The sequence below is a fragment of the Paenibacillus sp. FSL L8-0435 genome, from assembly GCF_037965655.1.
GTDB lineage: Bacteria > Bacillota > Bacilli > Paenibacillales > Paenibacillaceae > Paenibacillus.
This window is the reverse complement of record NZ_CP150185.1, coordinates 4,508,191-4,530,567: the sequence shown is the minus strand read 5'-3', so window position 1 is coordinate 4,530,567 and position 22,377 is coordinate 4,508,191. Positions and strand designations below refer to the sequence as shown.

At 46.6% G+C, this 22,377-nt stretch carries 23 protein-coding genes and 1 other annotated feature; of the genes, 21 read left to right on the top strand and 2 right to left on the bottom strand.

Going from position 1 to position 22,377, the window contains the following annotated elements:
- The first annotated feature begins 5 nt into the window (after positions 1 to 5).
- Positions 6 to 4,334: a collagen-like repeat preface domain-containing protein gene (locus NST33_RS20110; RefSeq protein WP_339304821.1), complete on the top strand. Its 4,329-nt coding sequence runs from the start codon at positions 6 to 8 to the stop codon at positions 4,332 to 4,334.
- Positions 4,335 to 4,633: 299 nt separating this feature from the next.
- Here NST33_RS20110 and serA read toward each other — a convergent pair whose 3' ends face one another.
- Entirely contained in the window at positions 4,634 to 6,229 is a 1,596-nt protein-coding gene (serA, locus tag NST33_RS20105) for a phosphoglycerate dehydrogenase (protein ID WP_047843574.1), read from the bottom strand.
- Between the two features lie 199 nt (positions 6,230 to 6,428).
- Positions 6,429 to 6,659 (bottom strand) — a binding site (T-box leader).
- A 335-nt stretch (positions 6,660 to 6,994) separates the two neighbouring features.
- Between serA and NST33_RS20100 the strand changes: the two genes are divergently transcribed.
- From NST33_RS20100 to NST33_RS20090, 3 genes are read left to right on the top strand one after another with little or no spacing between them, the layout of a single operon-like run.
- Positions 6,995 to 7,588, top strand: coding sequence for a type II CAAX endopeptidase family protein (locus NST33_RS20100; RefSeq protein ID WP_036607728.1), 594 nt, complete (start codon positions 6,995 to 6,997; stop codon positions 7,586 to 7,588).
- Positions 7,585 to 8,037 carry a hypothetical protein gene (locus tag NST33_RS20095; protein ID WP_221820294.1) on the top strand — a complete coding sequence of 151 codons (453 nt, stop codon included), beginning with the start codon at positions 7,585 to 7,587 and terminating at the stop codon, positions 8,035 to 8,037. Before NST33_RS20100 ends, NST33_RS20095 begins: the two co-directional genes overlap by 4 nt.
- 53 nt (positions 8,038 to 8,090) lie before the next feature.
- The gene (locus NST33_RS20090) at positions 8,091 to 8,864 is read left to right on the top strand and encodes a metallophosphoesterase (protein ID WP_339304819.1); all 774 of its coding nucleotides are present in this window, start codon (positions 8,091 to 8,093) and stop codon (positions 8,862 to 8,864) included.
- Between the two features lie 45 nt (positions 8,865 to 8,909).
- Here NST33_RS20090 and NST33_RS20085 read toward each other — a convergent pair whose 3' ends face one another.
- A complete protein-coding gene (locus tag NST33_RS20085; protein ID WP_339304817.1) occupies positions 8,910 to 9,806 on the bottom strand; it encodes a polysaccharide deacetylase family protein in 897 nt (298 codons plus the stop codon).
- A gap of 94 nt (positions 9,807 to 9,900) precedes the next feature.
- Between NST33_RS20085 and NST33_RS20080 the strand changes: the two genes are divergently transcribed.
- The 17 genes from NST33_RS20080 (at position 9,901) to NST33_RS20000 (ending at position 22,362) form a co-directional block, all read left to right on the top strand.
- Positions 9,901 to 10,254: a hypothetical protein gene (locus tag NST33_RS20080; RefSeq protein WP_221820297.1), complete on the top strand. Its 354-nt coding sequence runs from the start codon at positions 9,901 to 9,903 to the stop codon at positions 10,252 to 10,254.
- A 187-nt stretch (positions 10,255 to 10,441) separates the two neighbouring features.
- On the top strand, positions 10,442 to 11,056 hold the full coding sequence (locus NST33_RS20075) for a genetic competence negative regulator (protein ID WP_339177534.1): 615 nt from the start codon (positions 10,442 to 10,444) through the stop codon (positions 11,054 to 11,056).
- Positions 11,057 to 11,099: 43 nt separating this feature from the next.
- Positions 11,100 to 11,795: a glutamic-type intramembrane protease PrsW gene (gene prsW, locus NST33_RS20070; RefSeq protein ID WP_237174690.1), complete on the top strand. Its 696-nt coding sequence runs from the start codon at positions 11,100 to 11,102 to the stop codon at positions 11,793 to 11,795.
- A 114-nt stretch (positions 11,796 to 11,909) separates the two neighbouring features.
- Complete coding sequence (locus tag NST33_RS20065) at positions 11,910 to 12,080, top strand: hypothetical protein (RefSeq protein WP_165980215.1); 171 nt, start codon at positions 11,910 to 11,912, stop codon at positions 12,078 to 12,080.
- Positions 12,081 to 12,201: 121 nt separating this feature from the next.
- Entirely contained in the window at positions 12,202 to 13,548 is a 1,347-nt protein-coding gene (ypeB, locus tag NST33_RS20060) for a germination protein YpeB (RefSeq protein WP_124116198.1), read from the top strand.
- 146 nt (positions 13,549 to 13,694) lie between these two features.
- Positions 13,695 to 14,348 (top strand): flagellar brake domain-containing protein, encoded by a 654-nt coding sequence (locus NST33_RS20055; RefSeq protein WP_339304814.1) that lies wholly within the window; start codon positions 13,695 to 13,697, stop codon positions 14,346 to 14,348.
- Positions 14,349 to 14,411: 63 nt separating this feature from the next.
- Complete coding sequence (locus NST33_RS20050) at positions 14,412 to 14,636, top strand: hypothetical protein (RefSeq protein WP_237174691.1); 225 nt, start codon at positions 14,412 to 14,414, stop codon at positions 14,634 to 14,636.
- 103 nt (positions 14,637 to 14,739) lie between these two features.
- On the top strand, positions 14,740 to 15,444 hold the full coding sequence (gene cmk, locus NST33_RS20045) for a (d)CMP kinase (RefSeq protein ID WP_076209905.1): 705 nt from the start codon (positions 14,740 to 14,742) through the stop codon (positions 15,442 to 15,444).
- The gene (locus NST33_RS20040) at positions 15,441 to 16,028 is read left to right on the top strand and encodes a lysophospholipid acyltransferase family protein (RefSeq protein WP_076209906.1); all 588 of its coding nucleotides are present in this window, start codon (positions 15,441 to 15,443) and stop codon (positions 16,026 to 16,028) included. The genes cmk and NST33_RS20040 overlap by 4 nt, the downstream gene beginning before the upstream one ends.
- A gap of 142 nt (positions 16,029 to 16,170) precedes the next feature.
- A complete protein-coding gene (gene rpsA / locus NST33_RS20035) occupies positions 16,171 to 17,385 on the top strand; it encodes a 30S ribosomal protein S1 (protein ID WP_036607712.1) in 1,215 nt (404 codons plus the stop codon).
- Positions 17,386 to 17,570: 185 nt separating this feature from the next.
- Positions 17,571 to 18,893, top strand: a complete 1,323-nt coding sequence (der, locus tag NST33_RS20030) for a ribosome biogenesis GTPase Der (protein ID WP_076209907.1) — start codon at positions 17,571 to 17,573, stop codon at positions 18,891 to 18,893.
- Between the two features lie 11 nt (positions 18,894 to 18,904).
- Positions 18,905 to 19,528 carry a glycerol-3-phosphate 1-O-acyltransferase PlsY gene (gene plsY, locus NST33_RS20025; protein WP_221820302.1) on the top strand — a complete coding sequence of 208 codons (624 nt, stop codon included), beginning with the start codon at positions 18,905 to 18,907 and terminating at the stop codon, positions 19,526 to 19,528.
- Complete coding sequence (locus tag NST33_RS20020; RefSeq protein WP_221820303.1) at positions 19,521 to 20,561, top strand: NAD(P)H-dependent glycerol-3-phosphate dehydrogenase; 1,041 nt, start codon at positions 19,521 to 19,523, stop codon at positions 20,559 to 20,561. The genes plsY and NST33_RS20020 overlap by 8 nt, the downstream gene beginning before the upstream one ends.
- Positions 20,562 to 20,664: 103 nt before the next feature.
- A complete protein-coding gene (locus tag NST33_RS20015) occupies positions 20,665 to 20,940 on the top strand; it encodes a stage VI sporulation protein F (RefSeq protein WP_145322508.1) in 276 nt (91 codons plus the stop codon).
- A 173-nt stretch (positions 20,941 to 21,113) separates the two neighbouring features.
- Positions 21,114 to 21,293: a DUF2768 family protein gene (locus NST33_RS20010; RefSeq protein ID WP_017687688.1), complete on the top strand. Its 180-nt coding sequence runs from the start codon at positions 21,114 to 21,116 to the stop codon at positions 21,291 to 21,293.
- Between the two features lie 83 nt (positions 21,294 to 21,376).
- On the top strand, positions 21,377 to 21,994 hold the full coding sequence (locus NST33_RS20005) for a hypothetical protein (RefSeq protein ID WP_221820304.1): 618 nt from the start codon (positions 21,377 to 21,379) through the stop codon (positions 21,992 to 21,994).
- Between the two features lie 17 nt (positions 21,995 to 22,011).
- Positions 22,012 to 22,362, top strand: coding sequence for a 2Fe-2S iron-sulfur cluster-binding protein (locus NST33_RS20000; RefSeq protein ID WP_017687690.1), 351 nt, complete (start codon positions 22,012 to 22,014; stop codon positions 22,360 to 22,362).
- Positions 22,363 to 22,377: the final 15 nt, after the last annotated feature.

Sequence of the window (22,377 nt, the reverse complement as noted above, 5' to 3'; positions counted from 1 at the left end):
TAAGCATGTCCGATGATCGAAAAAGGGTCAATATTAAAGCTTTTCTGGACGGCAGATCTTTTAGAGCGGGCTCTCCGTTTATTCCAATAACTACAAGAGAACTGGAGGAGTTTGAATCTACACTGCGTTCTTTGGCTGTGGCTATTCCTGCTGCAATCAGTCAGCCGACTTCAGCCAATATAATGTCTTTGCAGAACGCATTACGCCAGTTACTTACTTTTGTGAATCAATCCGGATTTCGTGCGGGGGTAAAGGCAGAATTACAAGCCGTATTGGAATTAACGATTGCAGGTTCAGAGGTTGTCCCTGTTCCTCTTATTAATCTCGCAGGTAACTTGCAGAACTTACTGGATGACTTGTTAAGTGTGACGCTGCTTCTGGAAGTACCACCTGCAGAAAAAGATAAACTTGTGGGATTAATTCGATCGATCTCCATATCGCTAAGCCGGGCGACGACAACTCTTGGAACTGGAGGGATTACCGGACCAGCTGGTCCACAGGGAGTGCCAGGAGTTCCGGGGGTACCCGGTGTCCCGGGAGTCCCTGGGGTGAAAGGGGCTACTGGTACACCTGGAGGAATTGGACCAGTAGGGCCGGTTGGCCCAGTCGGTCCACAGGGAGCACAGGGGCCGGCAGGAGCACCTGGTGTTGGCTTGAACAATATTACTGCATATGATCCTGCACTGGGACCAACTTATGCTCAAGGTCAAGTAGTAAGCTACGATGGCAGTCTTTATGTTGCCAATGTAAACGGTCCCTTGGGTACACCCGGAAGTTCTCCAGACTACACTCTTTTGCTGTCGGGTGGAACGACTGGAGCAACGGGAGCAACCGGAGGTGGTTTGACAGGAGCAGTAGCATTTAATCCAGCGCTCGCCCCGGGTTATCCAGCAGGTCAAGTCATTACGTATAATGGTAGTACTTACATTGCAAGTGTAGCTGGTCCTCTAGGAACACCGGGATCTTCATCGGATTACACATTAATCGCTGCTGCGGGGGCGACTGGTGTAACTGGAGCCACAGGTGCAGGATTAAGTGGCATCGTGCCATTCGATCCCGCATTAGCCCCAACATATCCAGCTGGACAGATCGTCACGTTTGGTGGCAGTACTTACATTACAAATCTCGCTTCGCCAACGGGTACGCCAGGAAGTTCTCCAGATTATACGTTGTTAGCAGGATCGGGAGTTACAGGTGCGACCGGAGCTACGGGCATCGGTCTCAATGGTGCAGTTCCGTTTGACCCTGCAGTAGCTCCAACGTACCCAGCAGGTCAGGTCGTTACCTTCAATGGCAGTACGTATATAACGACTGTGGCTTCTCCTACGGGTACGCCAGGTACTTCGCCAGACTATACATTGCTTGCAGGTGCAGGACCTACAGGAGCCACAGGTGCGTCAGGTGTAACGGGAACAACCGGGGCGGGATTGACAGGCCTAGTGCCATTTGATCCAGCCGTAGCCCCAACGTATCCAGCGGGTCAGGTCGTCACTTTCAATGGTAGTACGTATATTGCAAATGTGGCATCGCCAACCGGAACGCCTGGGACTTCACCGGATTACACGTTGCTTGCTGGAGCAGGAGCAACGGGAGTTACAGGAGTAACTGGAGTTGGAGTAACGGGAAGTACCGGAGCTATAGGAGCGTCTGGTCTTACAGGGTTGACTGGGGCGACGGGAATTACAGGAGCCACGGGTTTAAGCGTAACGGGATCAACAGGAGTAACTGGAGGAACCGGGGCAACTGGAGCGACAGGCGTAGGTTTGAGTGGCATTGTATCATTCGATCCAGCCGTAGCCCCAACGTATCCTGCAGGTCAAGTCGTAACGTTTAACGGTAGTACGTATATTGCAAATGTGGCATCTCCAACCGGAACGCCGGGGACTTCACCGGATTACACGTTGATTGCTGGCGCAGGAGCGACAGGTGTGACCGGTGCAACTGGAGTTGGAGTAACGGGAAGTACTGGTGAAACAGGAGCATCCGGCGTAACAGGAGCGACAGGCGTAGGTTTGAGTGGCATTGTACCATTCGATCCAGCCGTGGCCCCAACGTATCCTGCAGGTCAAGTCGTAACGTTTAACGGTAGTACGTATATTGCAAATGTGGCATCTCCAACCGGAACGCCGGGGACTTCACCGGATTACACGTTGATTGCTGGCGCAGGAGCGACAGGTGTGACCGGTGCAACTGGAGTTGGAGTAACGGGAAGTACTGGTGAAACAGGAGCGACTGGTCTTACAGGGTTAACCGGGGCGACGGGAATTACAGGAGCCACGGGATTAAGCGTAACAGGAGTAACTGGAGGAACTGGGGCAACTGGTGAAACAGGAGCGACTGGTCTTGTAGGGTTGACTGGGGCGACGGGAATTACAGGAGCCACAGGATTAAGCGTAACGGGATCAACAGGAGTGACTGGAGGAACCGGGGCAACTGGTGAAACGGGAGCGACAGGCGTAGGTTTGAGTGGCATTGTACCATTCGATCCAGCCGTAGCCCCAACGTATCCAGCGGGTCAAGTCGTAACGTTCAACGGCAGTACGTATATTGCAAATGTGGCATCGCCAACCGGAACGCCGGGGACTTCACCGGATTACACGTTGCTTGCGGGCGCAGGAGCGACAGGTGTGACCGGTACAACTGGAGTTGGAGTTACAGGAAGTACGGGTGAAACCGGAGCGACTGGTCTTACAGGGTTGACCGGGGAAACTGGAATTACAGGAGCTACAGGATTAAGCGTAACGGGATCAACAGGAGTAACTGGAGGAACCGGGGCAACTGGTGAAACGGGAGCGACAGGCGTAGGTTTGAGTGGCATTGTACCATTCGATCCAGCCGTAGCCCCAACGTATCCAGCGGGTCAAGTAGTAACGTTCAACGGCAGTACGTATATTGCGAATGCGGCATCGCCAACCGGAACGCCGGGGACTTCACCAGATTACACGTTGATCGCTGGAGCAGGAGCGACAGGTGTGACAGGAGCAACCGGCATTGGAGTTACAGGAAGTACTGGTGAAACCGGAGCGACTGGTGTTGCGGGGCTAACCGGGGCAACTGGAATTACAGGAGCCACAGGATTAAGCGTAACGGGATCAACAGGAGTAACTGGAGGAACTGGAGGAACTGGGGCAACTGGTGAGACAGGAGCGACTGGTGTTACAGGGTTGACTGGGGCGACGGGGATCACAGGAGCCACGGGATTAAGCGTAACAGGTACTACTGGAGCTACAGGTGAAACAGGAGCCACAGGTATAACCGGAGCCACGGGAGTCGGCATAACGGGAAGCACCGGGGTAACTGGTATCACTGGGGGAACAGGAGCCACAGGTATAACCGGAGCCACGGGAGTTGGCGTAACGGGAAGCACCGGGGTAACTGGTATCACAGGGGAAACCGGAGCGACAGGTATAACGGGAGCCACGGGAGCCGGCATAACGGGAAGCATCGGGGTGACTGGTATCACAGGGGAAACCGGAGCGACAGGTATAACGGGAGCCACAGGAGTCGGCATAACGGGAAGCACCGGGGTAACTGGTGTCACTGGGGGAACAGGAGCGACAGGTATAACCGGAGCCACGGGAGTCGGTGTAACAGGAAGTACCGGAGCAACTGGTGTTACGGGGGAAAGCGGAGCGACAGGTATAACGGGAGCAACGGGAATCGGCGTAACGGGGAGCACCGGGGCAACTGGTGCGACGGGGGAAACCGGAGCAACGGGAAGTACCGGGCCAACTGGTGTCACTGGGGAAACAGGGGCCACAGGTATAACGGGAGCTACGGGAGTTGGCCTAACGGGAAGCACCGGAGCAACTGGTGCGACTGGGGGAACAGGAGCTACAGGAGCCACGGGAGTGGGCTTAACCGGAAGTACCGGAAGTACCGGAAGTACCGGAGTAACCGGAGCAACAGGTGCAACAGGTGCAACTGGAACATCTGTAACATCTAACTCGGCTTTTGCTGAGAACACTAATGGTACGATTGTTGTAATATTGGGTGGTACACTCGTTCCATTACCGAATAACCAAAATATTGGCACAGGTATAACCGTCAATGGGGCTAATGACACCTTCACACTGACCAACGCAGGTCGTTACTACATCTCATACAAAATAAGTCTGACAGCTGCACTTGCTATCCAATCTCGGGTTTTACTTAACGGTACAGCTATTCCAGCGAGTGTAGTATCTCCAGTACTTTCTCTCAGTCAGCTGCAGTCGGACTTTATGATTACCGTTACCGCTGGTTCAACAATACAGTTACAATTACTCGGGCTCGTTGGCACAGCTATTCTTTCTCCTCCGGGATCTACACTAAACATTATTCAGTTAAGTTAATAGTTCGATAATGTATTAAGACTATTTCCCTAATAGGCAAAAGAAGCGGAACTCATATGAGATTGGTGCATTTGATTCTCGAGAAACCCAGATCAATTTAAGATCTTGGGTTTCTCTTTCTTTCCAGGTAGTAGTGGTCAATCCTACATTAGATGTTTGGGACGACCGAAAGAGTCAGTTCCGCACGGCCAGAAGTAAAATTAATTTTAAAATTGAAATGAATACGCAATTTACTTAGCGACAAAAAAGACGGAACCACAAGGGTCCCGTCTCTTCTTATACATTTAAAAATATTTTGATTATTCCAGAACAATTTCAACAGCAGTATTGATTTCTGGCAGCGCAGCAAGCTGCACAAGCACATCTTTTGGAACAGCTTTATCTACGGTCAGAATCATGATCGCTGCACCACCAATAATTTTACGTCCAACTTGCATGGAGGCGATGTTGACATCGTTTTGTCCAAGTAGGGTTCCTACACGTCCGATAATACCTGGTTTATCGTTGTGGGAGATCAAAATTTGATGACTTTCCGGAGCGATATCTACCGGGAATTTGTCCAGACGAACAATACGTTCTCCATAACCTGCAAGCAATGTACCTGCTACACGGCGTTCCTCAGCATCCTGAGTTGTAACCAATGTTACGGTAATCAGGTTAGTAAATCCTTTAGTTGTTGAGGTTTGGCTTACAACCACATTCAGATCACGGATTTTGGCCAGATGCATGGAGTTAACGATGTTGGCTTCCCCACCCAAATGTCTGGCGAGAATCCCTTTCACAATGTAACGTGTGAGAGGAGAAGTATCTACTTCAGAAAGTTCACCAGCATAGTCGATCCGAATCTCTTGCACTGCATTTTGTGTAATCTGTGCTGCAAAACTACCCAACGTTTCACCCAGTTTGAAATACGGCTGCAATTTGTTCATCACGGTTGGTGCAACAGCAGGCATGTTAACTGCGTTCTTGAACGGTTCATTGCGCAGAATATGAAGAACTTGTTCCGATACATCGATAGCCACGTTCTCTTGTGCTTCTACTGTGGATGCACCAAGGTGAGGCGTAACGATAATGCTTGGGTGATTCAGGAACGGGTGATCAGCGGCTGGCGGCTCGCTTTCAAATACGTCAAATGCTGCACCAGCAACAATACCTTGATCAATGGCTTCCACAAGTGCCATCTCGTCAACTACACCACCACGGGCACAGTTGATGATACGCATGCCTTTTTTCATCACTTCGAATTGTGGACGTGAAATCATATGCCGTGTTTCCGGTGTTAATGGCGTGTGAACGGTCATGAAGTCCGCATTGCGAATGATATCATCTACACTAGCAAGTTTCACTTGCAGCTTCTCGGCACGCTCCTCCGTGAGGAACGGGTCGTAAGCAAGAATGTCCATTCCGAATGCTTTGGCGCGCTTGGCAACTTCACTACCGATCCGTCCCATACCCAGTACACCGAGCGTTTTATTTCTTAATTCCACACCCAGGAAGGTTTTACGATCCCACGTACCCTGAATTGTTTTGGCGTAGGCCTGAGGAATGTGTCGTGCCAATGCCATCATCATGGCAAACGTGTGCTCACAGGTTGTGATGGTATTGCCATCAGGTGCATTAATAACGATAATACCGCGCTGTGTAGCAGCTTCCAGATCAATGTTATCTACACCAACACCTGCACGTCCGATCACCTTAAGGTTGGTACCAGCCGTCATAATACGATCTGTTACACGAGTCTGGCTGCGAACCAAGAGGGCATCATAATCACCAATAATGGCAACAAGTTCATCTTCACTAAGACCGGTTTTCTTCTCAACAACAACATCATTTGCATCCACCAGTTGCTGGATTCCCAGATCACTGATTGGGTCCGACACTAACACTTTGTACATGGTTTCTTCCTCCTTAGGTATGTGTATCTATATCGTCAAGGTCTGACCTCAGCGAAGAGGTATTCCTTAAAACCAGATTGATTCTTCCGCCCAACAACGCGGTGTCGCAACAGAGGGGGAAGGTGAAGCAAATAGAGTGATCCCACAGATATCCTTTAAAATAAATCAAAAAACTCTCAATCCACATACTGCTTGCGCAATAAGGGACGAGAGTTGTCGTGGTACCACCCTAATTCACCGCCGTTTCGCAACGACAGTCTTAGCGGTCAATGAAGACCGAAGAGGATAACGGGTCTAAACCGATTGCACCTACTCCAATTTCAATGCAATAACTCAGGAGCGCTCAAGACCATTTGCCTGCCACCGATTCACACCTACCATCGGCTCTCTGTAAGACGAAGCAACGTCTTTTTTCCATCATCGTGTTTAACGTGACTAATTTTTTCATAATGTATCATGGCTGACATGAGCATGTCAATAGGCTTAAATGTTTTAAAATGTTTTGCAGATGTCTTTAGATTCACACATAAACAGAGTCACCATAAGTAATACAATAGTTAATATACCTACGACAAGAAGATGGAAAGTAAGCTGTTTGGTGAACTGAATTTTACTGCTTTAATGAAGTAATGGTACGGACATAAAACCAGGACTAGGGGCAGGCCTTGAACCTAATTGGTTTTTTGGCTATCATTTAGTATACTATCCGATTGGACAACGTAATTGTTATCCATCAAATTTAACTCAAGAGGACAGACGCATCCGATGAAAAAATTCAAGTTTCCCAAGTTCAAGATTCAAAAGGCTGAGCCACAACAGCTCACCGAGCGTTTGCTTTTAATCAATCTATACTTTACACAAGGTCTGACACTGATTATCGGAGTTGTGTGGATCTTATTGCAGAAACGAAACTTGTTAGATGTACTCGCATGGCCTGACAATTACCAATTTATATGGTGGGGTCTTGGTCTTGCAGGAATTATGCTTGTTATGGACTTGGTACTGTCGTATGTTATACCTCAGGAAAGCATGGATGACGGTGGAATTAACGAGATGCTGTTCCGTGGGCGTCCGATCTGGCACATTGTATGCATAGCAGCCATTGTTGCTGTGTGTGAGGAATTATTATTCCGTGGAGCCATCCAACATGCCATCGGTCCTTACTGGACAAGTATTTTATTCGCAGTTATCCATATTCGTTATTTGCGCCACTGGATTCCAACAGGCTGGGTGTTTGTCTCAAGTTATGGATTGGGTTGGATTTACTTGCAGTCCGGCACATTATGGGCGCCTATATTATGTCACTTTATTATTGATTTGGTGTCCGGATTAGCGATACGTTTTCGGAGGGGATCATGAATCAGCCATTAAGTAGAATGAAGACATATGGCAGTCAGCGCCATCGTCAATCGGATAAAAAAGAGAAATCCGAGCGTCAGGTGGCTTCTCAAGTAAGCATCGTTGCTGAAACGGCAGCAGCTGCTGAGGTTGGCGGAATCACACCAATTACTTCCGTTTCTTTACCTAGATCACAGCGCAAGCCCTATACAGAAAAGCTGGAAAGTCCAGTACTTCCTCAAAGGGCACCATCACGCTCCAAAAAAACGTCAACATCAACGGAAGAATCGATCCCCGAAGCGGGTTCGCTTCCTACACGAACAGAATTGCATCCTTCACGTCGGTTAAAATTGAGCAAAAGGTTTGTCAATTCACTCATTTTTATTTTTGTCATGTTAACGATTAGTCTGGTTTGGTGGGGGGTTGAAGGGGCACCCGCTCTGAATACGTTCCTTCCCTTGCCGTGGTAATGCTTTTACTCACAGGTTTTATCATTTTGATGGGAGTTTTACTATTTTTTCATATGTGGCGTGAAGCCCGCGTTCATCAAATGATTGAAGAAGAGGTTGAAGTGCCTCATCTGCCAACATCCTTTGACGGGGCTAAGATTTTGTATGTATCCGACACGCACAAGCGCAAGCTGAACCAGAAGGATCTGGAAAACGTTAAAAACAAGGTGGACTGGGTTCTCATCGGCGGGGATGTTGCGGAAAAAGGAATTTCATGGTCTCTAGTTAGACATAACATGAAAATTTTATCGAACATTGCTCCTTCATTTACGGTGTATGGCAACCATGACAAGAGGGCTGGTACCGCTCAACTTGCGCGAATTCTTCGGGAATCGGACGTTAAACTCCTGCAGGATAATGTGGAATATCTGCAAAGGGGCAATGACAGACTGAGTCTGATCGGCATAGACTACCGTTCCAAACAGGGCGATGTATTACTACAGCAGATCGGTAACCGTTTTTGCAAAATTGCTATCGTTCATGATCCTTTGCAGGCCCTTCGCTTGGAAGAAAATGCAGATCTTATTTTAAGCGGTCATACACATGGCGGACAATTGGTTGTACCATTTTTCGGACCTGTGTTCCTTGGAAAATCGTATCGTCCCGTATCGAATGGGTGGTACTCCCTGAAGCGAAGTCCGGAGGACATTCACCAAGGAGGCAAAATGCTTGTTAGCAGAGGATACGGTACAAATCATCTTCCTCTCCGACTAGGATGTCCTGCGGAGATGCATATGATCACGTTAAGAGTGCCCGCGGAAAAAGCACTCACAGCGAAACAGCCTTGATCCATTGGATCAAGGCTGTTTTATTTTATTGCACAAGATTACAATTTAACGAGCTTCCAATTCAATTGTACGCGGATCAACAAAGGAATAGCCTTTCTTCTCGAGCTTGGTCAGCAATTCATCCAATGCTTCAACCGTCCATGGCAACTCGTGCATCAAAATATTGCTTCCGGGATTTAACTGGTCCAGTACATTTTGGATGACTTTTTCCGGTTTGTCTTTGGTGCTTTTATCCCAATCGAGCGAACCATTAGACCAAGTCATATATAACATGCCATTTTTCTTCACAGCAGCCTTCAGTGCATCATTTCCCGAACCAAAAGGTGGACGGAAGAATTGCGGTTCCACACCAATGGTATCCTTCACTATTTTTTGGACATCTGTAACCTGTTTTGCCGCCTCAGCGTTGGACATTTTTTTGAGATCCTCATGATCCCAGGCATGATTGCCTACAATCTGACCCCGTTCATGTATGAGTTTGAGCAATTCCGGATGGCTTTTCACCCGATATCCATTGACGAAAAATATCGCTTTAGCGTTATGTTTATCTAAAGTGTCGATCAGTGAAGTAATCATTTTTTCTTCTTTGGGTCCATCATCAAAAGTTAACAAGACGACCTTGTTTGGGCTCGCTTCATCGTTTGGTTTAATATAATAATTTTCATTCATGTGATACGTCTTTTCCACTTTCTCTTCTGTAGAAACCTTCTCCGAAGATTCAGGTTTTTCTTCATTCGCAGTTGAATCTTCCGTTGAAGGCTCGGGTACACCAGTTCCGGGTTTTCCTGTATCAGCTGGGTTATAGTTACCTTGCTCTCCTTGAACCGTGGTAGTTGATTCGCCCGCTGGTGCGGAAGTATCAGATGTTTTTTCTTCCGCTGTCCCACAAGCTGACAGCAGCAAACTTGCAGCAATTATCAATGCGGCTGTATGTCTGAACATGATTTCAACTCACTTTCCTGTATTTATACGGAATGAGATCGCTCACTACCGCAAACACTAAATATGATTTTAACACTTGAAGGAGGTTGGTGTAATGAAGACGTCATCCTTTTTTTGGGGCATTGTCATTGGTGTCGCAGCCAGTTCATGGCTGTCCAAAGGCAGATTGCCCATGATGTCATCGGGTTCATCACGTAACATGATGGATCAGGCAAAACATAAGATGATGGAAATGACTTTCCCGGGTATGGACGGGTTCACAAGCAAGCAAAATCAACATGGTGAATCCCACAAAAATCCGGCAGCAAAGACCGCAAGAGCAATCACACCGCAGGAAAAAGAAGCGAATATGAGTATGCTCAAAGATTTTATTCGCACCAATCCGGATGTGAAGCATGAAGTTGAGCAAATTTTAAGTCAAACAAACACAACAGTACCGGGTTTATAAACCAAAACCTCCAATTAGAATCATCCACAGTCTAGATTGGCTGTGGAATGATTCTTTTTTTGTCGATTTTACTTCGTGCATTTAGAGGTATAAAATGATAACATAACTACATAGATTTATTTTCAGCACATATTGTTTTGTGCTTCATAATCTGTTATAAGACTTGCTTATAAAGGGGAGATCCTGTATGAAAATAGAACGACTAAGTCACGATAAGATACGGATTTTCCTGACCTTTGACGATCTGAGCGAGCGCGGAATACAAAAAGAAGATATGTGGCAGGAAATACCTAAGGTTCATGAACTGTTCACTGAAATGATGGATCAGGCCTATTCCGAACTTGGATTTGATGCCACAGGTCCACTCGCTGTCGAAGTATTCGCACTTCCCGCTCAAGGGATGGTTGTCATTGTCACACGAGGAAAATATGATCCGCAACAATATGGTTCAGGTCATGAAGATGATCTTCCTGAAGAAGTATATGAAATGGAAGTTACACTCGAGCAAAGCGATTCCATCGTTTATGCATTCAAGGACTTTGAAGTGCTCATTGAAGCTGCACATATGTTGCGTCAGCATGTTACGGATGCTGGGAGACTTTATTCTTATAAAGACAAGTGGTTCTTGCATTTGGAGCCAGATGAGGTAGATACCACCAAACATGCGGCATTGATTGCCTTGCTTGCTGAGTTTGGCGAAGGCTCCTCAGTTACTCCGGCAGTTATGGAAGAGTATGGTAAGGTTGTTATTCCTGCACAAGCGATTGATGTTATCTGCACCCACTTCAAACGCCAGGATTAATCTCTAGTTGTAATCGCGTCTTTAGTCAGAGGAGGGAATTTCGGTGCTTTTGTTTTCGGTCTTAGCGGCAGCAGTTGCTCCGGGTCTCGCCTTGTTAACATACTTTTACCTGAAAGACCGTTATGATTATGAGCCACTTCATATGGTATTGCGGGTTTTCCTCATGGGAATTCTGATGGTACTGCCTGTGATGATTATTCAGCGTGGCATGATGATATGGCTCGGGGATAATCCTTATCTTGAGGCCATTATGATCTCAGGTGGTGTGGAGGAATTCGTTAAATGGTTCGTACTTTATCATATCATCTATAATCACACCGAATTTGATGAACCGTATGACGGGATCTTATATGCAGTCGCTGTTTCACTTGGATTTGCCACTGTTGAGAATGTGTTGTATGCCTTTGCGGGGAATGCATCCGTCTCAGCCATGTTCCTTCGGGCACTGCTCCCTGTTTCAGGGCACGCTATGTTTGCGGTAATTATGGGTTATTATATGGGTAAAGCCAAGTTTATCGGTGGTAAGAAAAAGCGGTGGTACCTGGTTCTTTCTCTGGTTTTACCTTTTTTCTGGCATGCATTGTACGATGTCATCATGAACACCATGGTGAATCATTGGTTGTGGTTTATAGCGCCGCTAATGGCGGGCCTGTGGTATGGGGCAATGGGTAAAATCACACGAGCTAATAACCGTTCTCCTTTTCGTTTTGTGAAGCGGGAGGAAGAGGTTAAATTATAAAAATACGGACACACTGGTGGACATAAAGCGCATATTGCGCCTATGGCTCCGGTGTGTTTTTATTTTTACGGATAAACTCCCGGGGAATGACCAACAGAAACGGAGATCGTTGTGATGAGAATTAAAATTAAAATCAGATGCAAACAATGCGGTGAACGATTTACATTACGAGGCAAGAAAGAGCGGGGCCGGATTGAGACGGGATTCAAGCAGTGCCTATGTGATAACAGAGACCAGTTTGAAATTGAAGAAGAGGGCATGGCAACTGGGATTCAGCTGAATTAAAGGGTGGACCCAAACGGGACTTTAGCAGCCTGCTTGTGTAAGGACTGGAAATCGCATGCATAAGAGATCTTTCTTCGATCCACAATAGAGGTAGTGGTTTAGAAGAAAGGAGACTCTACGGATGTATAAACGTTTAAGTTCAGTTATGTTTCCGATATTTGCGGTTCTGCTGGTCGGTGCGCTTGTGTGGGGTTATCAGGAGAATCAGGAGAAGAATGCAATTCTGATCAAGGCAGAGAATCAATATCAGCGTGCCTTTCACGATTTATCTTTTCATATGGACAAATTGCATTCGGAGATTGGTAACACCTTGGCGGTTCACTCTACATCACAGGGGATGCATCGCAAAGGTTTGATGAATGTATGGCGACTCACCAGTGAAGCGCAGAATGAGATCAACCAACTGCCACTCACCATGCTGCCATTTAACGAAACAGAGGAGTTTCTCTCACGTATTTCCAACTTTGCCTATCGGGCGTCGATGCGGGACTTGACGAACGAACCGCTAAGTGAGAAGGAAATGGGCAACCTGAAAAAGCTGTATCAGAATTCATCCGAGATTACCAAGAATCTGCAGGATGTACAGCAGAAAGTCCTGACGGACCGATTGCGCTGGATGGATGCAGAGACTGCCATGGCAACGCAAGAGCAAACAATGGACAACACGATCGTTGATGGTTTTCGTACTGTGAACAAAAAGGTACAGGAATACCCGGAGCTTGATTGGGGTCCTTCCGTATCCAATATCTATGCAAAACGATCAGTGAAGAAACTGGGCGGTTTGCCGGTGACCAAAGAACAGATCCAGAGCAAGGCTGCAAAATTTTCTGATGCGGATCGTAGCAAAATCCAAGTGCAGGAGAACGGCAAAGGAACAGACTGGGAGTCCTACACTGCCACGATTGATCATGCCAACAATGGCAAACTGATGATGGATTTCACTCGTAATGGCGGAATGCTGATCTCTTACAGTGATACGCGTCCAATCGGAACCAAGAAAGTGTCTCGTCAGAATGCCATGGCTAAAGCAGATCAATTCCTAATGAACAAAGGTTATAAGGATATGAAGGCCGTAAACTACGATGAATATGGTAATCTGGGTAACCTTACTTATGTACGTAAGCAAGGAGACACCTTGATCTATCCTGAGAAAATGTCAGTTCGTGTAGGTTTGGATACAGGTGAAGTAACCGGCTTCCAGGCGAGTGACTTTGTCTACGAACATAATGACAAGCGCAAAATTCCGAAAGCAACTCTTACGGAGCAACAGGCGCGGAAAAAGCTTAACTCGGAGTTCGAAGAAAATTATGTTCGCAAATCCCTGATTGAGAATGATTACAGCAAAGAAGTATTGTGTTATGAATTCGGAGGGAAAATTAACGGTTCTCGTTACCGGATATACATTAATGCAAATACAGGAATGGAAGAAGCGGTTGAAGAGATCAAACCGGTCAATGCAACCTCATAAAAAGATGGATAATCTGAATTTTAAGCTGAGCGAATAACTGCGGCAGACCACGATGTGGTCTGTTTTTCTTGTTCAATGTGAGAAAGGTCATGGTATAATAGTCCTCGTACATACGAAGATAAATACATAAAGTGGCGGTGAACAGCTTGTTTCCTAAAATAAATGAAATTTTATACATCCAGATTGCTTCTGCAGATGAAAAAGAGGAACACAAAGAATACAAATCACGCATTGCAGATATGGATGACACCAGTTTTCTGATTGAGGTCCCGATGCAACAAGGAAGCAGCCGCCTGAAAAGGCTCTTTTTCGGAGAGGAATTGTCCATTTCATATATTACGGAGGATGGGGTCCGGCATTATTTTAATACCTATGTCACGGGATTTGAGGAAGATGTGGTCCGTCTTGTCCGTATCCGCAAACCGCTTCCGAGCGATATATCCAAAATACAACGGCGCAACTTTCTTCGTGTTCACGCAAATCTCGAACTGGCCATCCAGAGTGAAGATCTGACCCGTGCCGTCGGATTGACTGAAGATATTGGTGGCGGTGGATTGTCCATCTACGGCGAAACAGGGTTTTCAATAGCTGAAGGTCAAAAATTGAAATGCTGGTTGCTGGTTCCCTACCGGAATTCAACCATTGAACATGTGAATTTTGAAGCTGAAGTTGTGCGGATCAAAACTCTGGAAACCGGCAGACAGCTATGCATGCTGAAGTTTGTGCAGATTTCAGATTCGGAGCGCCAAAAAATTATCAAGTTTTGTTTTGAACGGCAACTTGACTATCGCACAAAATAGGAATGTTGTGGCATAAGAAGAGGGAACTGCGGGTACCGTAATGAAAAAAACGGAGGTATTGCCTTGAATCATCGTCATGCAACCCGCAGATATGAACGACTTTATTATGTTTTCTCCAGGCGAATGGAACGAAAGGTTACGATTCTGATTACAGCCCTTCTAATCCTGCTTGTGGTATATCAATTGCTGCTGTTGGTACCAGGCTTCAAAAAGAATTTGACCACCATTGACCGCCTGGAAGGAACGCCAATTGAAGTGCAAACGGTGAATGATTACAAACGTCGTTGATTTGTCTGTTTTTGCATCCATGTGTAGAGTGTGGTATAATTTTCACGATGCAGGCAATGCCTGTTTTTTTATTGAGGTTTATCGTTTGAGGAGGAATGCCCCGTTGGCAAGCCAGAACACATCAGAGAACGGGAAAATGAACGTTGCAATTGACGGACCTGCCGGTGCCGGGAAAAGCACGGTGGCCCGATTGGTTGCAGAGGCGCTCGCGTATGTATACGTCGATACAGGCGCAATGTACCGTGCGGTAACCTTGCACATGCTTCGGAAAGATATTGCGCCGGAAGAAGTGGCACAGGTACTTCAGGAAGCCCAAAAGCTGGTCATTGATTTACAACCGGATCCCGACGGACAGAAAGTGTTCTGTAATGGGGAAGAAGTAACCTCGGAAATCCGCTCCCGTGAAGTTACGGGAATCGTGTCCCGATATGCGCAAATCGAGGGGCTGCGTACGCAATTAGTGGATACTCAGCGGCAAATGGCTTTGCGCAAGGGCGTCGTCATGGATGGACGCGATATCGGAACGACAGTACTGCCCGATGCGGAAGTGAAAATCTTCATGACTGCCAGTGTCGAAGAGCGTGCGCTTCGCCGCTTCAAAGAACTGGACCCCTCTGAAGGACTGACGTTGCAACAGCTGGAGCGAGACATTGCCACCCGTGACAGATTGGATGAGAATCGGGAAATTTCCCCATTGCGTTGTGCTGAGGATGCTATCGTCCTTGATACAACGGAGATGAACATTCATGAAGTGGTTGACAAAATCGTATCTTATTGCACAATGGTCAGAGGAGAGATCGGTCTATGATTTACACATTTTGCAGCACATTACTGCGGATCATTTATACCATTCTTTTCCGCTTGGAGGCCGTTGGACGGGAGAATATTCCGAAAGAAGGCGGCGTACTTTTATGTTCCAATCATATTAGTAACTTCGATCCTCCAACCGTTGGTATCAAAATTCGCCGTCAGGTGCGTTTCATGGCCAAAAGCGAATTGTTTGACATTCCGGTACTCGGCCGAATTATTAAAGCTGTGGGCGCTTTCCCCGTTAAACGTGGAGGTGTCAGCAAGGAATCCATCAAAACCTCACTCAATATTTTGCGTGATGGTCAAGTGCTTGGAATCTTCCCCTCGGGAAGCCGCCACAATGATGGAGGTATCGGCAAAAAAGGGGCAGCGAGTTTTGCTCTCCGCAGTGGCGCTACAGTTATTCCTACTGCTATTATCGGTAACTACAAAGTTTTTCGTAAGATGAAAGTTGTATATGGAGCACCAGTAAGTTTGGACGAGTTCAAGGAAGACCCATCTGGAGAAGCTCTGGAGAAGGCGACTGAAAAGATTATGTCCAAGATTAACGAAATGGTGCAAACGGGCGTGCCAAGCAAGTAATGGCTTCGTCGGTAGCTGAGTGCATGTTTCCATATTTTTGAGGGAGACTAAAGCATGAGCACTCAGTGATGAAAGTGTTTTGAACTCTGCTACAGGCAGGTTTGAATATAATGGGGTTTTTGAATTGAGGAGGGTATTTGACATGTCGGAAGAAATGAAAAATCAAGAAGCAACCCAAGATGAGTTGGATCAATTCGTTTCCTTGAAAAAAGGAGATACCGTAAAAGGAACCATCGTCAAATTGGAAGATAACCAAGCCTATGTGAGCATTGGATATAAATATGACGGTGTCATTCCAATTCGTGAACTGTCTTCATTACATGTTGACAGCGCGTCTGACGCAGTAGAAGTTGGACAAGAAGTTGAAGCTAAAGTTCTTAGCATCGACGACGAGAAAGAAAAACTCGTTCTGTCCAAACGTGCAATCGACAGCGAAAACGCATGGGATCAATTGCAAAAGCATTTTGAAGACCAAGACGTATTCGAAGTTGTTGTAGGTGATGTTGTTAAAGGTGGTCTGGTAGCAGACGTGGGCGTACGTGGATTTATCCCGGCTTCCATGGTTGAACGCCATTTCGTTGAAGACTTCAGCGACTACAAAGGACGCACACTGCGTGTTAAAGTGAAAGAGATCGACCGTGAGAACAACAAAGTGATCCTTTCCCAAAAAGACGTACTGGAGCAAGAATTCGAAGCAAACAAAGCTACAGTAATGGCTGGTTTGCAAGAAGGTCAAGTGATCGAAGGTACAGTACAACGTTTGACTCAATTCGGTGCATTCGTTGATGTGGGCGGAGTTGACGGTTTGGTTCACGTATCCGAGCTGGCTTGGACACACGTTGAAAAACCATCCGATGTACTGTCTGAAGGTGATAAAGTTAGTGTGAAAGTGCTGAAAGTTGACCCTGAAAAAGGCAAAATCAGCCTGAGCATGAAAGCTGTTCAACCTGGTCCTTGGGAAACAGCAAGCGAAAAATTCAATTCCAGCGATATCGTAACAGGTGTTGTAAAACGTCTGGTAGACTTCGGTGCATTTGTTGAAATCGCTCCTGGTGTTGAGGGACTTGTGCATATCTCGCAAATCTCCCACAAACACATCGGCACTCCTCATGAAGTGCTGAAAGAAGGACAGGAAGTTCAGGTTAAAATCTTGGACATGAACCCTTCTGAGCAACGTGTAAGCTTGAGCATCAAAGAAACAGAAGAGGCTCCAGCTCAACCACAAAAATCAGAAAGACCTTCAAGAAACAACGCTCCGCGTGAAGAAATTAACAATCCAAACGTTTCCTTGAACAATCAAGGTATGAGCACTACGCTTGGCGAACTGTTTGGAGACAAACTCAGCAAATTCAAATAAGTTAACAATGCATGGTTCTAAGTTATATACTGCATATTTTGCTGAATAACAAAAGCAAGATCGGCGAGCCCAAGGCGGGTTCGCCGATTGTTTTTATTGCGAGTAATTTGGCATGAAACGTTAGCCAAGACATATCTTTTTTGCTATGATGAGTATCGTAAGTATGGACAGGAGGAGTGGAATGTATGGCAAGACCCGTTGTGGCAATTGTCGGACGACCGAACGTGGGTAAATCCACCATTTTCAATCGGATCATCGGCGACAGACTGGCCATTGTGGAAGACAAGCCGGGCATTACCCGTGACCGCATATATGGAATCGGTGAATGGAACGGTAAACCATTTAGTATCATTGATACAGGTGGTATCGAAATTGATGGTGAAGATGTAATCTTAAAATCGATTCGGATGCAAGCAGAGCTCGCTATTGAAGAAGCGGATGTTATTGTATTCATGTGTGATGCAAAAGCAGGTATTACGCAATCGGATGAAGAGGTAGCAGAGATGCTCTACCGCTCAGGCAAGCCTATTGTTGTAGCCGTTAACAAAGTGGATAATATCGGACGAAGTGAGCTCATTTATGAGTTTTATGGATTTGGTTTCGGTGATCCTATCGGCGTATCCGGAAGTCACGGTACAGGTGTAGGTGATTTGCTTGATGCAATTGTGGAGAAGCTGCCAGAACTTGAGGAAGAGACTTACGATGAAGATGTCATTCGTGTAGCTCTGATCGGACGTCCTAATGTGGGTAAGTCTTCACTGGTGAACGCTATTCTGGGTGAAGAGCGTGTCATTGTAAGTGACGTGGCTGGAACGACCCGGGATGCAATTGATACACCTTTTGAAAAAGACGGCCAACGTTACGTGCTGATTGATACAGCAGGTATGCGTAAGCGTGGTAAAGTATATGAAACAACTGAGAAATACAGTGTAATGCGTGCGATGCGTGCGATTGAGCGTGCAGATGTTGTTCTGATTGTCATTAATGGTGAAGAAGGCATTATTGAACAGGACAAGCATATTGCAGGATATGCATTCGAAGCGGGTAAAGCGTCATTGTTTGTTGTGAACAAATGGGACGTGGTAGAGAAGCATGACAAGACGATGAAAGAGTTTGAGAGAAAAATTCGGGATCACTTCCTATTTATGACTTATGCTCCGGTCGTATTTTTGTCGGCTCTCACAAAACAACGCTTACAAAAACTGTTGCCGGTTGTGCAACGTGTAGCAGAGCAACACTCGTTACGTGTGCAGACACATCTGCTTAACGATGTGGTGTCTGATGCGGTTGCCATTAATCCTCCGCCAACAGATAAAGGACGGAGAATGAGAATTAACTATGTGACTCAGGTTGCAGTTAAACCACCGACCATGGTTATTTTTGTGAACGATCCTGAGTTGATGCACTTCTCATATGAGCGCTATCTGGAGAATAAAATCCGTGCAGCGTTTGATTTCGAAGGAACACCAATTCGCATATTTACTCGGAAGAAGTCCGACGAAAGTTAGGGGAGAAGTGTGTGATTTTACAAATCGCAGCGATTGTACTGAGTTATCTGCTCGGTTCGATCAGCTTTAGTGTCCTCCTTGCCAAAGCGATACGGGGGATCGATATTCGTCAGCACGGAAGCGGAAACGCGGGAGCTACCAATACATTGCGTATTTTGGGTAGAGGACCGGCAATTGCTGTTCTGTTACTTGACGTACTTAAAGGTGTTGCAGCTGTATGGATTGGAATCTGGCTGAGTGACGGTTCTGCCTGGATTCCTGCACTCAGTGGTATAGCAGCCATTGCAGGACATAACTGGCCGCTTTACTTCCATTTTCGTGGAGGAAAAGGCATTGCCACAGCCATTGGTGTTCTGGTGAGTCTTGCTTTCCTACCTGCGTTATGTGCTGGGGTGATCGCCATTCTGTCTATTGTATTGACACGCTATGTTTCATTGGGGTCTCTGATTTTTGTAGCATTTACACCCATCTTTATCCTGGTATTACCCGGATATTCAATGAATATCTTCTGGGGGAGTCTGATTATTTGTCTGTTTGCGTTCTGGAGACATCGTACCAATATTGCGAAGCTCGCCAAAGGACAGGAAAATAAATTGGGATCGAAAAACCCTGGAGGGGGTAAACGAGTTGTCTAAAAAAGTTGCTGTTCTGGTCGCTGGAAGCTGGGGGACAGCTCTGGCCAGTGTACTCGCCGCCAATCAGTTGGACGTGATGATGTGGACACGTGGTGAAGACCAGGCTAACGAAATCAATAACAAACACACCAATACTCGCTATCTTCCGGATGCGGAGCTTTCACCACGAATTCAAGCAACAACTGATATGGAAGCTGCGGTGGAAGGCGCTATAGCTGTGTTAATTGTTGCGCCTTCATCAGCCATGCGTGCAGTTACGAACCAGCTTAAGGCTTATTACAAGCCTGAGATGTTAGTCATTCATGCAACCAAAGGTTTCGAGACAGAAAGCCTCAAACGGATGTCCACAGTCATTTCAGAAGAGCTTGAATGTGAAGAAGGACGTGTTGTTGTTCTTTCTGGCCCAAGTCATGCGGAAGAAGTGGTGAAGCGTTGTCCAACGACAGTGGTTGTAGCTTCACTGGATAAGTCATCTGCCGAGGCGGCCCAAGCTTTGTTTATGAATGCTTATTTCCGTGTTTACACCAATCGTGACATGCTCGGTGTTGAACTGGCAGGCGCATTCAAAAATATCATTGCTCTTGGTGCAGGCATGTCCGATGGTCTTCAATTCGGTGATAATGCCAAAGCAGCGCTGTTGACCCGTGGTCTGGCGGAAATCACACGTATTGGTGTGGAGATGGGGGCAAATCCTTTAACGTTTTCAGGACTTGCCGGAATCGGGGATCTGGTTGTAACGGCTACAAGTCAGCACAGCCGTAACTGGAGAGCGGGTTCTATGTTGGGTCAGGGACAGAAGCTCGATGATGTCCTGAAGTCAATGGGCATGGTGGTGGAAGGCATTCGAACCACACAGGCAGCCTATTTCATCTCTCAAAAATACGGTGTGCAAATGCCGATTGCAGATCAGTTGTATCACGTTTTATTCCAAGAGAGACAGCCGCGTGATGCGGTTGAAGCCCTGATGGGACGTGACCCGAAGACCGAAATGGAAGTCATGAAGCTTGAAACCTGGGAGCAGTGGCATTCCTGATTGTTATCAGCCTAAACGCATCTTGTGAAATAAGGAGCTTATTCACCTTTTCTGTAGCGGACTCATACTATACACATGAGTATTGCCGGAGGAGGGGAGACGAATGGGTAACAACATTTCCAAAGATGCGCTGAATGCAATCAACAAAAAAACGGGTAAAACGATAACTGAGGGTGCCGTCAAGAAATTGGCAAGCACGGTGAAACCAACGACGATCCAGAATGAAGCTCAGTTGCGCCAATTGATCAAGCAAGTATCCGCCATGGCGAAAGTTCCGGTATCTGAGGATACGGTTAAGGATATTGTGAGTGCGGTCAAGAAAAGCGGATTGAATCCAAACAGTATGGAGTCGTTAATGAAAATGATGATGAAAAAATAATAGATCACACCTGCTTGTGCAGGTGATCCAGTAAGACAAAAAGACGAGTCGGCATCTGCCGGCTTGCTTTTTTGTCTTTTTTTTGGAAAGTTGAGCTGAATTTCATGTTATAATGGTTGCAATTGTCACAGTGTCAGTGATGAATATCGGACTGAAGGGGAGACTGCTGGATTATGAGCGCAATGGACAAGATGTGGCTGTCATTGGTGGCCATCCTCATTATGGGATTATCTGTATTCCTGATTACGTTTGCTCGTGCCAAAACAAAGGGGATTGTACGGGGGATTCTTTCTCTAATTGCATTTTTGATTATGCTGATTGGCTTTTTCGGTGGAATCGCTTCTCTGACCTGATTTCCCATGCCTGAAAGATAACATCCGCATAAGCACATCATAAGAACTGACACAATGAACACGGATGAGGGGAGTGTGAGCCTATGAGGCCGCATGATACGGAGGGTCGGACAGAGCGTTATCCGGAATTACACGCGGCTTTGCTGGAAACGGCCAAAGCTTGGAACACACAGCCGCAGACATGGTTACTTGGAGGAAGTTGTGGGTTGCTGCTTCAAGGGGTGGAGTTGCAACAGGCTCCGAGAGATATTGATATCTATGCGGATGTTGCCGCTGCTAAGGAACTTCACCGTAGCGCTCCGGGGGAAATGCTTGACGAGCCTACAGTGGACAAGACAGGACCGTATGCTTCTCTGCTGAGCCACTATCAGGTGGGTGAATGTGCGCTGGAACTGGTTGGTGGTTTCGAAATATGGGCTCGAAAAAGTTGGTACCGTATCGAGATTGAACATGTACTTGCTCTGCATGCACCAGTAGCACAAGTGGGTTCATATACCCTGCGACTGATGCCGCTTGCGCATGAGCTGTTGTTTAATCTGCTGCGAGGTCGTGAAGATCGTTATGTCCCCATTGCGACACAGATGCGCGAGCAGCCAGATGCACATCAACCTATAATGATGCTGTTAAGTCAACAGAATGTGTGGGCAAGTCGCTTCAGAGCCGAAGTGGAAGAGCTTGTTGGCTTTACATGGCCCCAGTAGGTTGAGGGAGGAAAATGATGGACTATAAAGTTACTTTTTTACCTATGAACAAATCGATAGCGCTCAAACCAGGGGTGACACTTCTGCATGCAGCACGACGTGCTGGAGTCAAGATTACGACCCGATGTGATGGTAAAGCGGCTTGCCTGATGTGCAAAGTGAATGTGGATGAAGAACATCGGGCGGAACTGTATCCACCAACAGATGCAGAAAAGCGCAAGCTGGGTTCTCTGTTGGAAGCAGGTACACGACTGTCCTGTCAGGCCAAGGTGTGTGGATCTCTATCGGTTCATGTTCCAGAGGACCCGCTGAAGGCAGCCATTCGGAAACAACTGGAACGTCAGCAACAGGAAGATGACTGGTTCTGAGCGTTATGAAATGGA

Bases quoted from the DNA above. Each gene is read 5' to 3' on its own strand.
- NST33_RS20110 (WP_339304821.1), top strand. From the start codon at position 6: ATGTCCGATGATCGAAAAAGGGTCAATATTAAAGCTTTTCTGGACGGC.
- serA (WP_047843574.1), bottom strand. From the start codon at position 6,229: ATGTACAAAGTGTTAGTGTCGGACCCAATCAGTGATCTGGGAATCCAG.
- NST33_RS20100 (WP_036607728.1), top strand. From the start codon at position 6,995: ATGAAAAAATTCAAGTTTCCCAAGTTCAAGATTCAAAAGGCTGAGCCA.
- NST33_RS20095 (WP_221820294.1), top strand. From the start codon at position 7,585: ATGAATCAGCCATTAAGTAGAATGAAGACATATGGCAGTCAGCGCCAT.
- NST33_RS20090 (WP_339304819.1), top strand. From the start codon at position 8,091: ATGTGGCGTGAAGCCCGCGTTCATCAAATGATTGAAGAAGAGGTTGAA.
- NST33_RS20085 (WP_339304817.1), bottom strand. From the start codon at position 9,806: ATGTTCAGACATACAGCCGCATTGATAATTGCTGCAAGTTTGCTGCTG.
- NST33_RS20080 (WP_221820297.1), top strand. From the start codon at position 9,901: ATGAAGACGTCATCCTTTTTTTGGGGCATTGTCATTGGTGTCGCAGCC.
- NST33_RS20075 (WP_339177534.1), top strand. From the start codon at position 10,442: ATGAAAATAGAACGACTAAGTCACGATAAGATACGGATTTTCCTGACC.
- NST33_RS20065 (WP_165980215.1), top strand. From the start codon at position 11,910: ATGAGAATTAAAATTAAAATCAGATGCAAACAATGCGGTGAACGATTT.
- ypeB (WP_124116198.1), top strand. From the start codon at position 12,202: ATGTATAAACGTTTAAGTTCAGTTATGTTTCCGATATTTGCGGTTCTG.
- NST33_RS20040 (WP_076209906.1), top strand. From the start codon at position 15,441: ATGATTTACACATTTTGCAGCACATTACTGCGGATCATTTATACCATT.
- rpsA (WP_036607712.1), top strand. From the start codon at position 16,171: ATGTCGGAAGAAATGAAAAATCAAGAAGCAACCCAAGATGAGTTGGAT.
- der (WP_076209907.1), top strand. From the start codon at position 17,571: ATGGCAAGACCCGTTGTGGCAATTGTCGGACGACCGAACGTGGGTAAA.
- NST33_RS20015 (WP_145322508.1), top strand. From the start codon at position 20,665: ATGGGTAACAACATTTCCAAAGATGCGCTGAATGCAATCAACAAAAAA.
- NST33_RS20010 (WP_017687688.1), top strand. From the start codon at position 21,114: ATGAGCGCAATGGACAAGATGTGGCTGTCATTGGTGGCCATCCTCATT.
- NST33_RS20005 (WP_221820304.1), top strand. From the start codon at position 21,377: ATGAGGCCGCATGATACGGAGGGTCGGACAGAGCGTTATCCGGAATTA.
- NST33_RS20000 (WP_017687690.1), top strand. From the start codon at position 22,012: ATGGACTATAAAGTTACTTTTTTACCTATGAACAAATCGATAGCGCTC.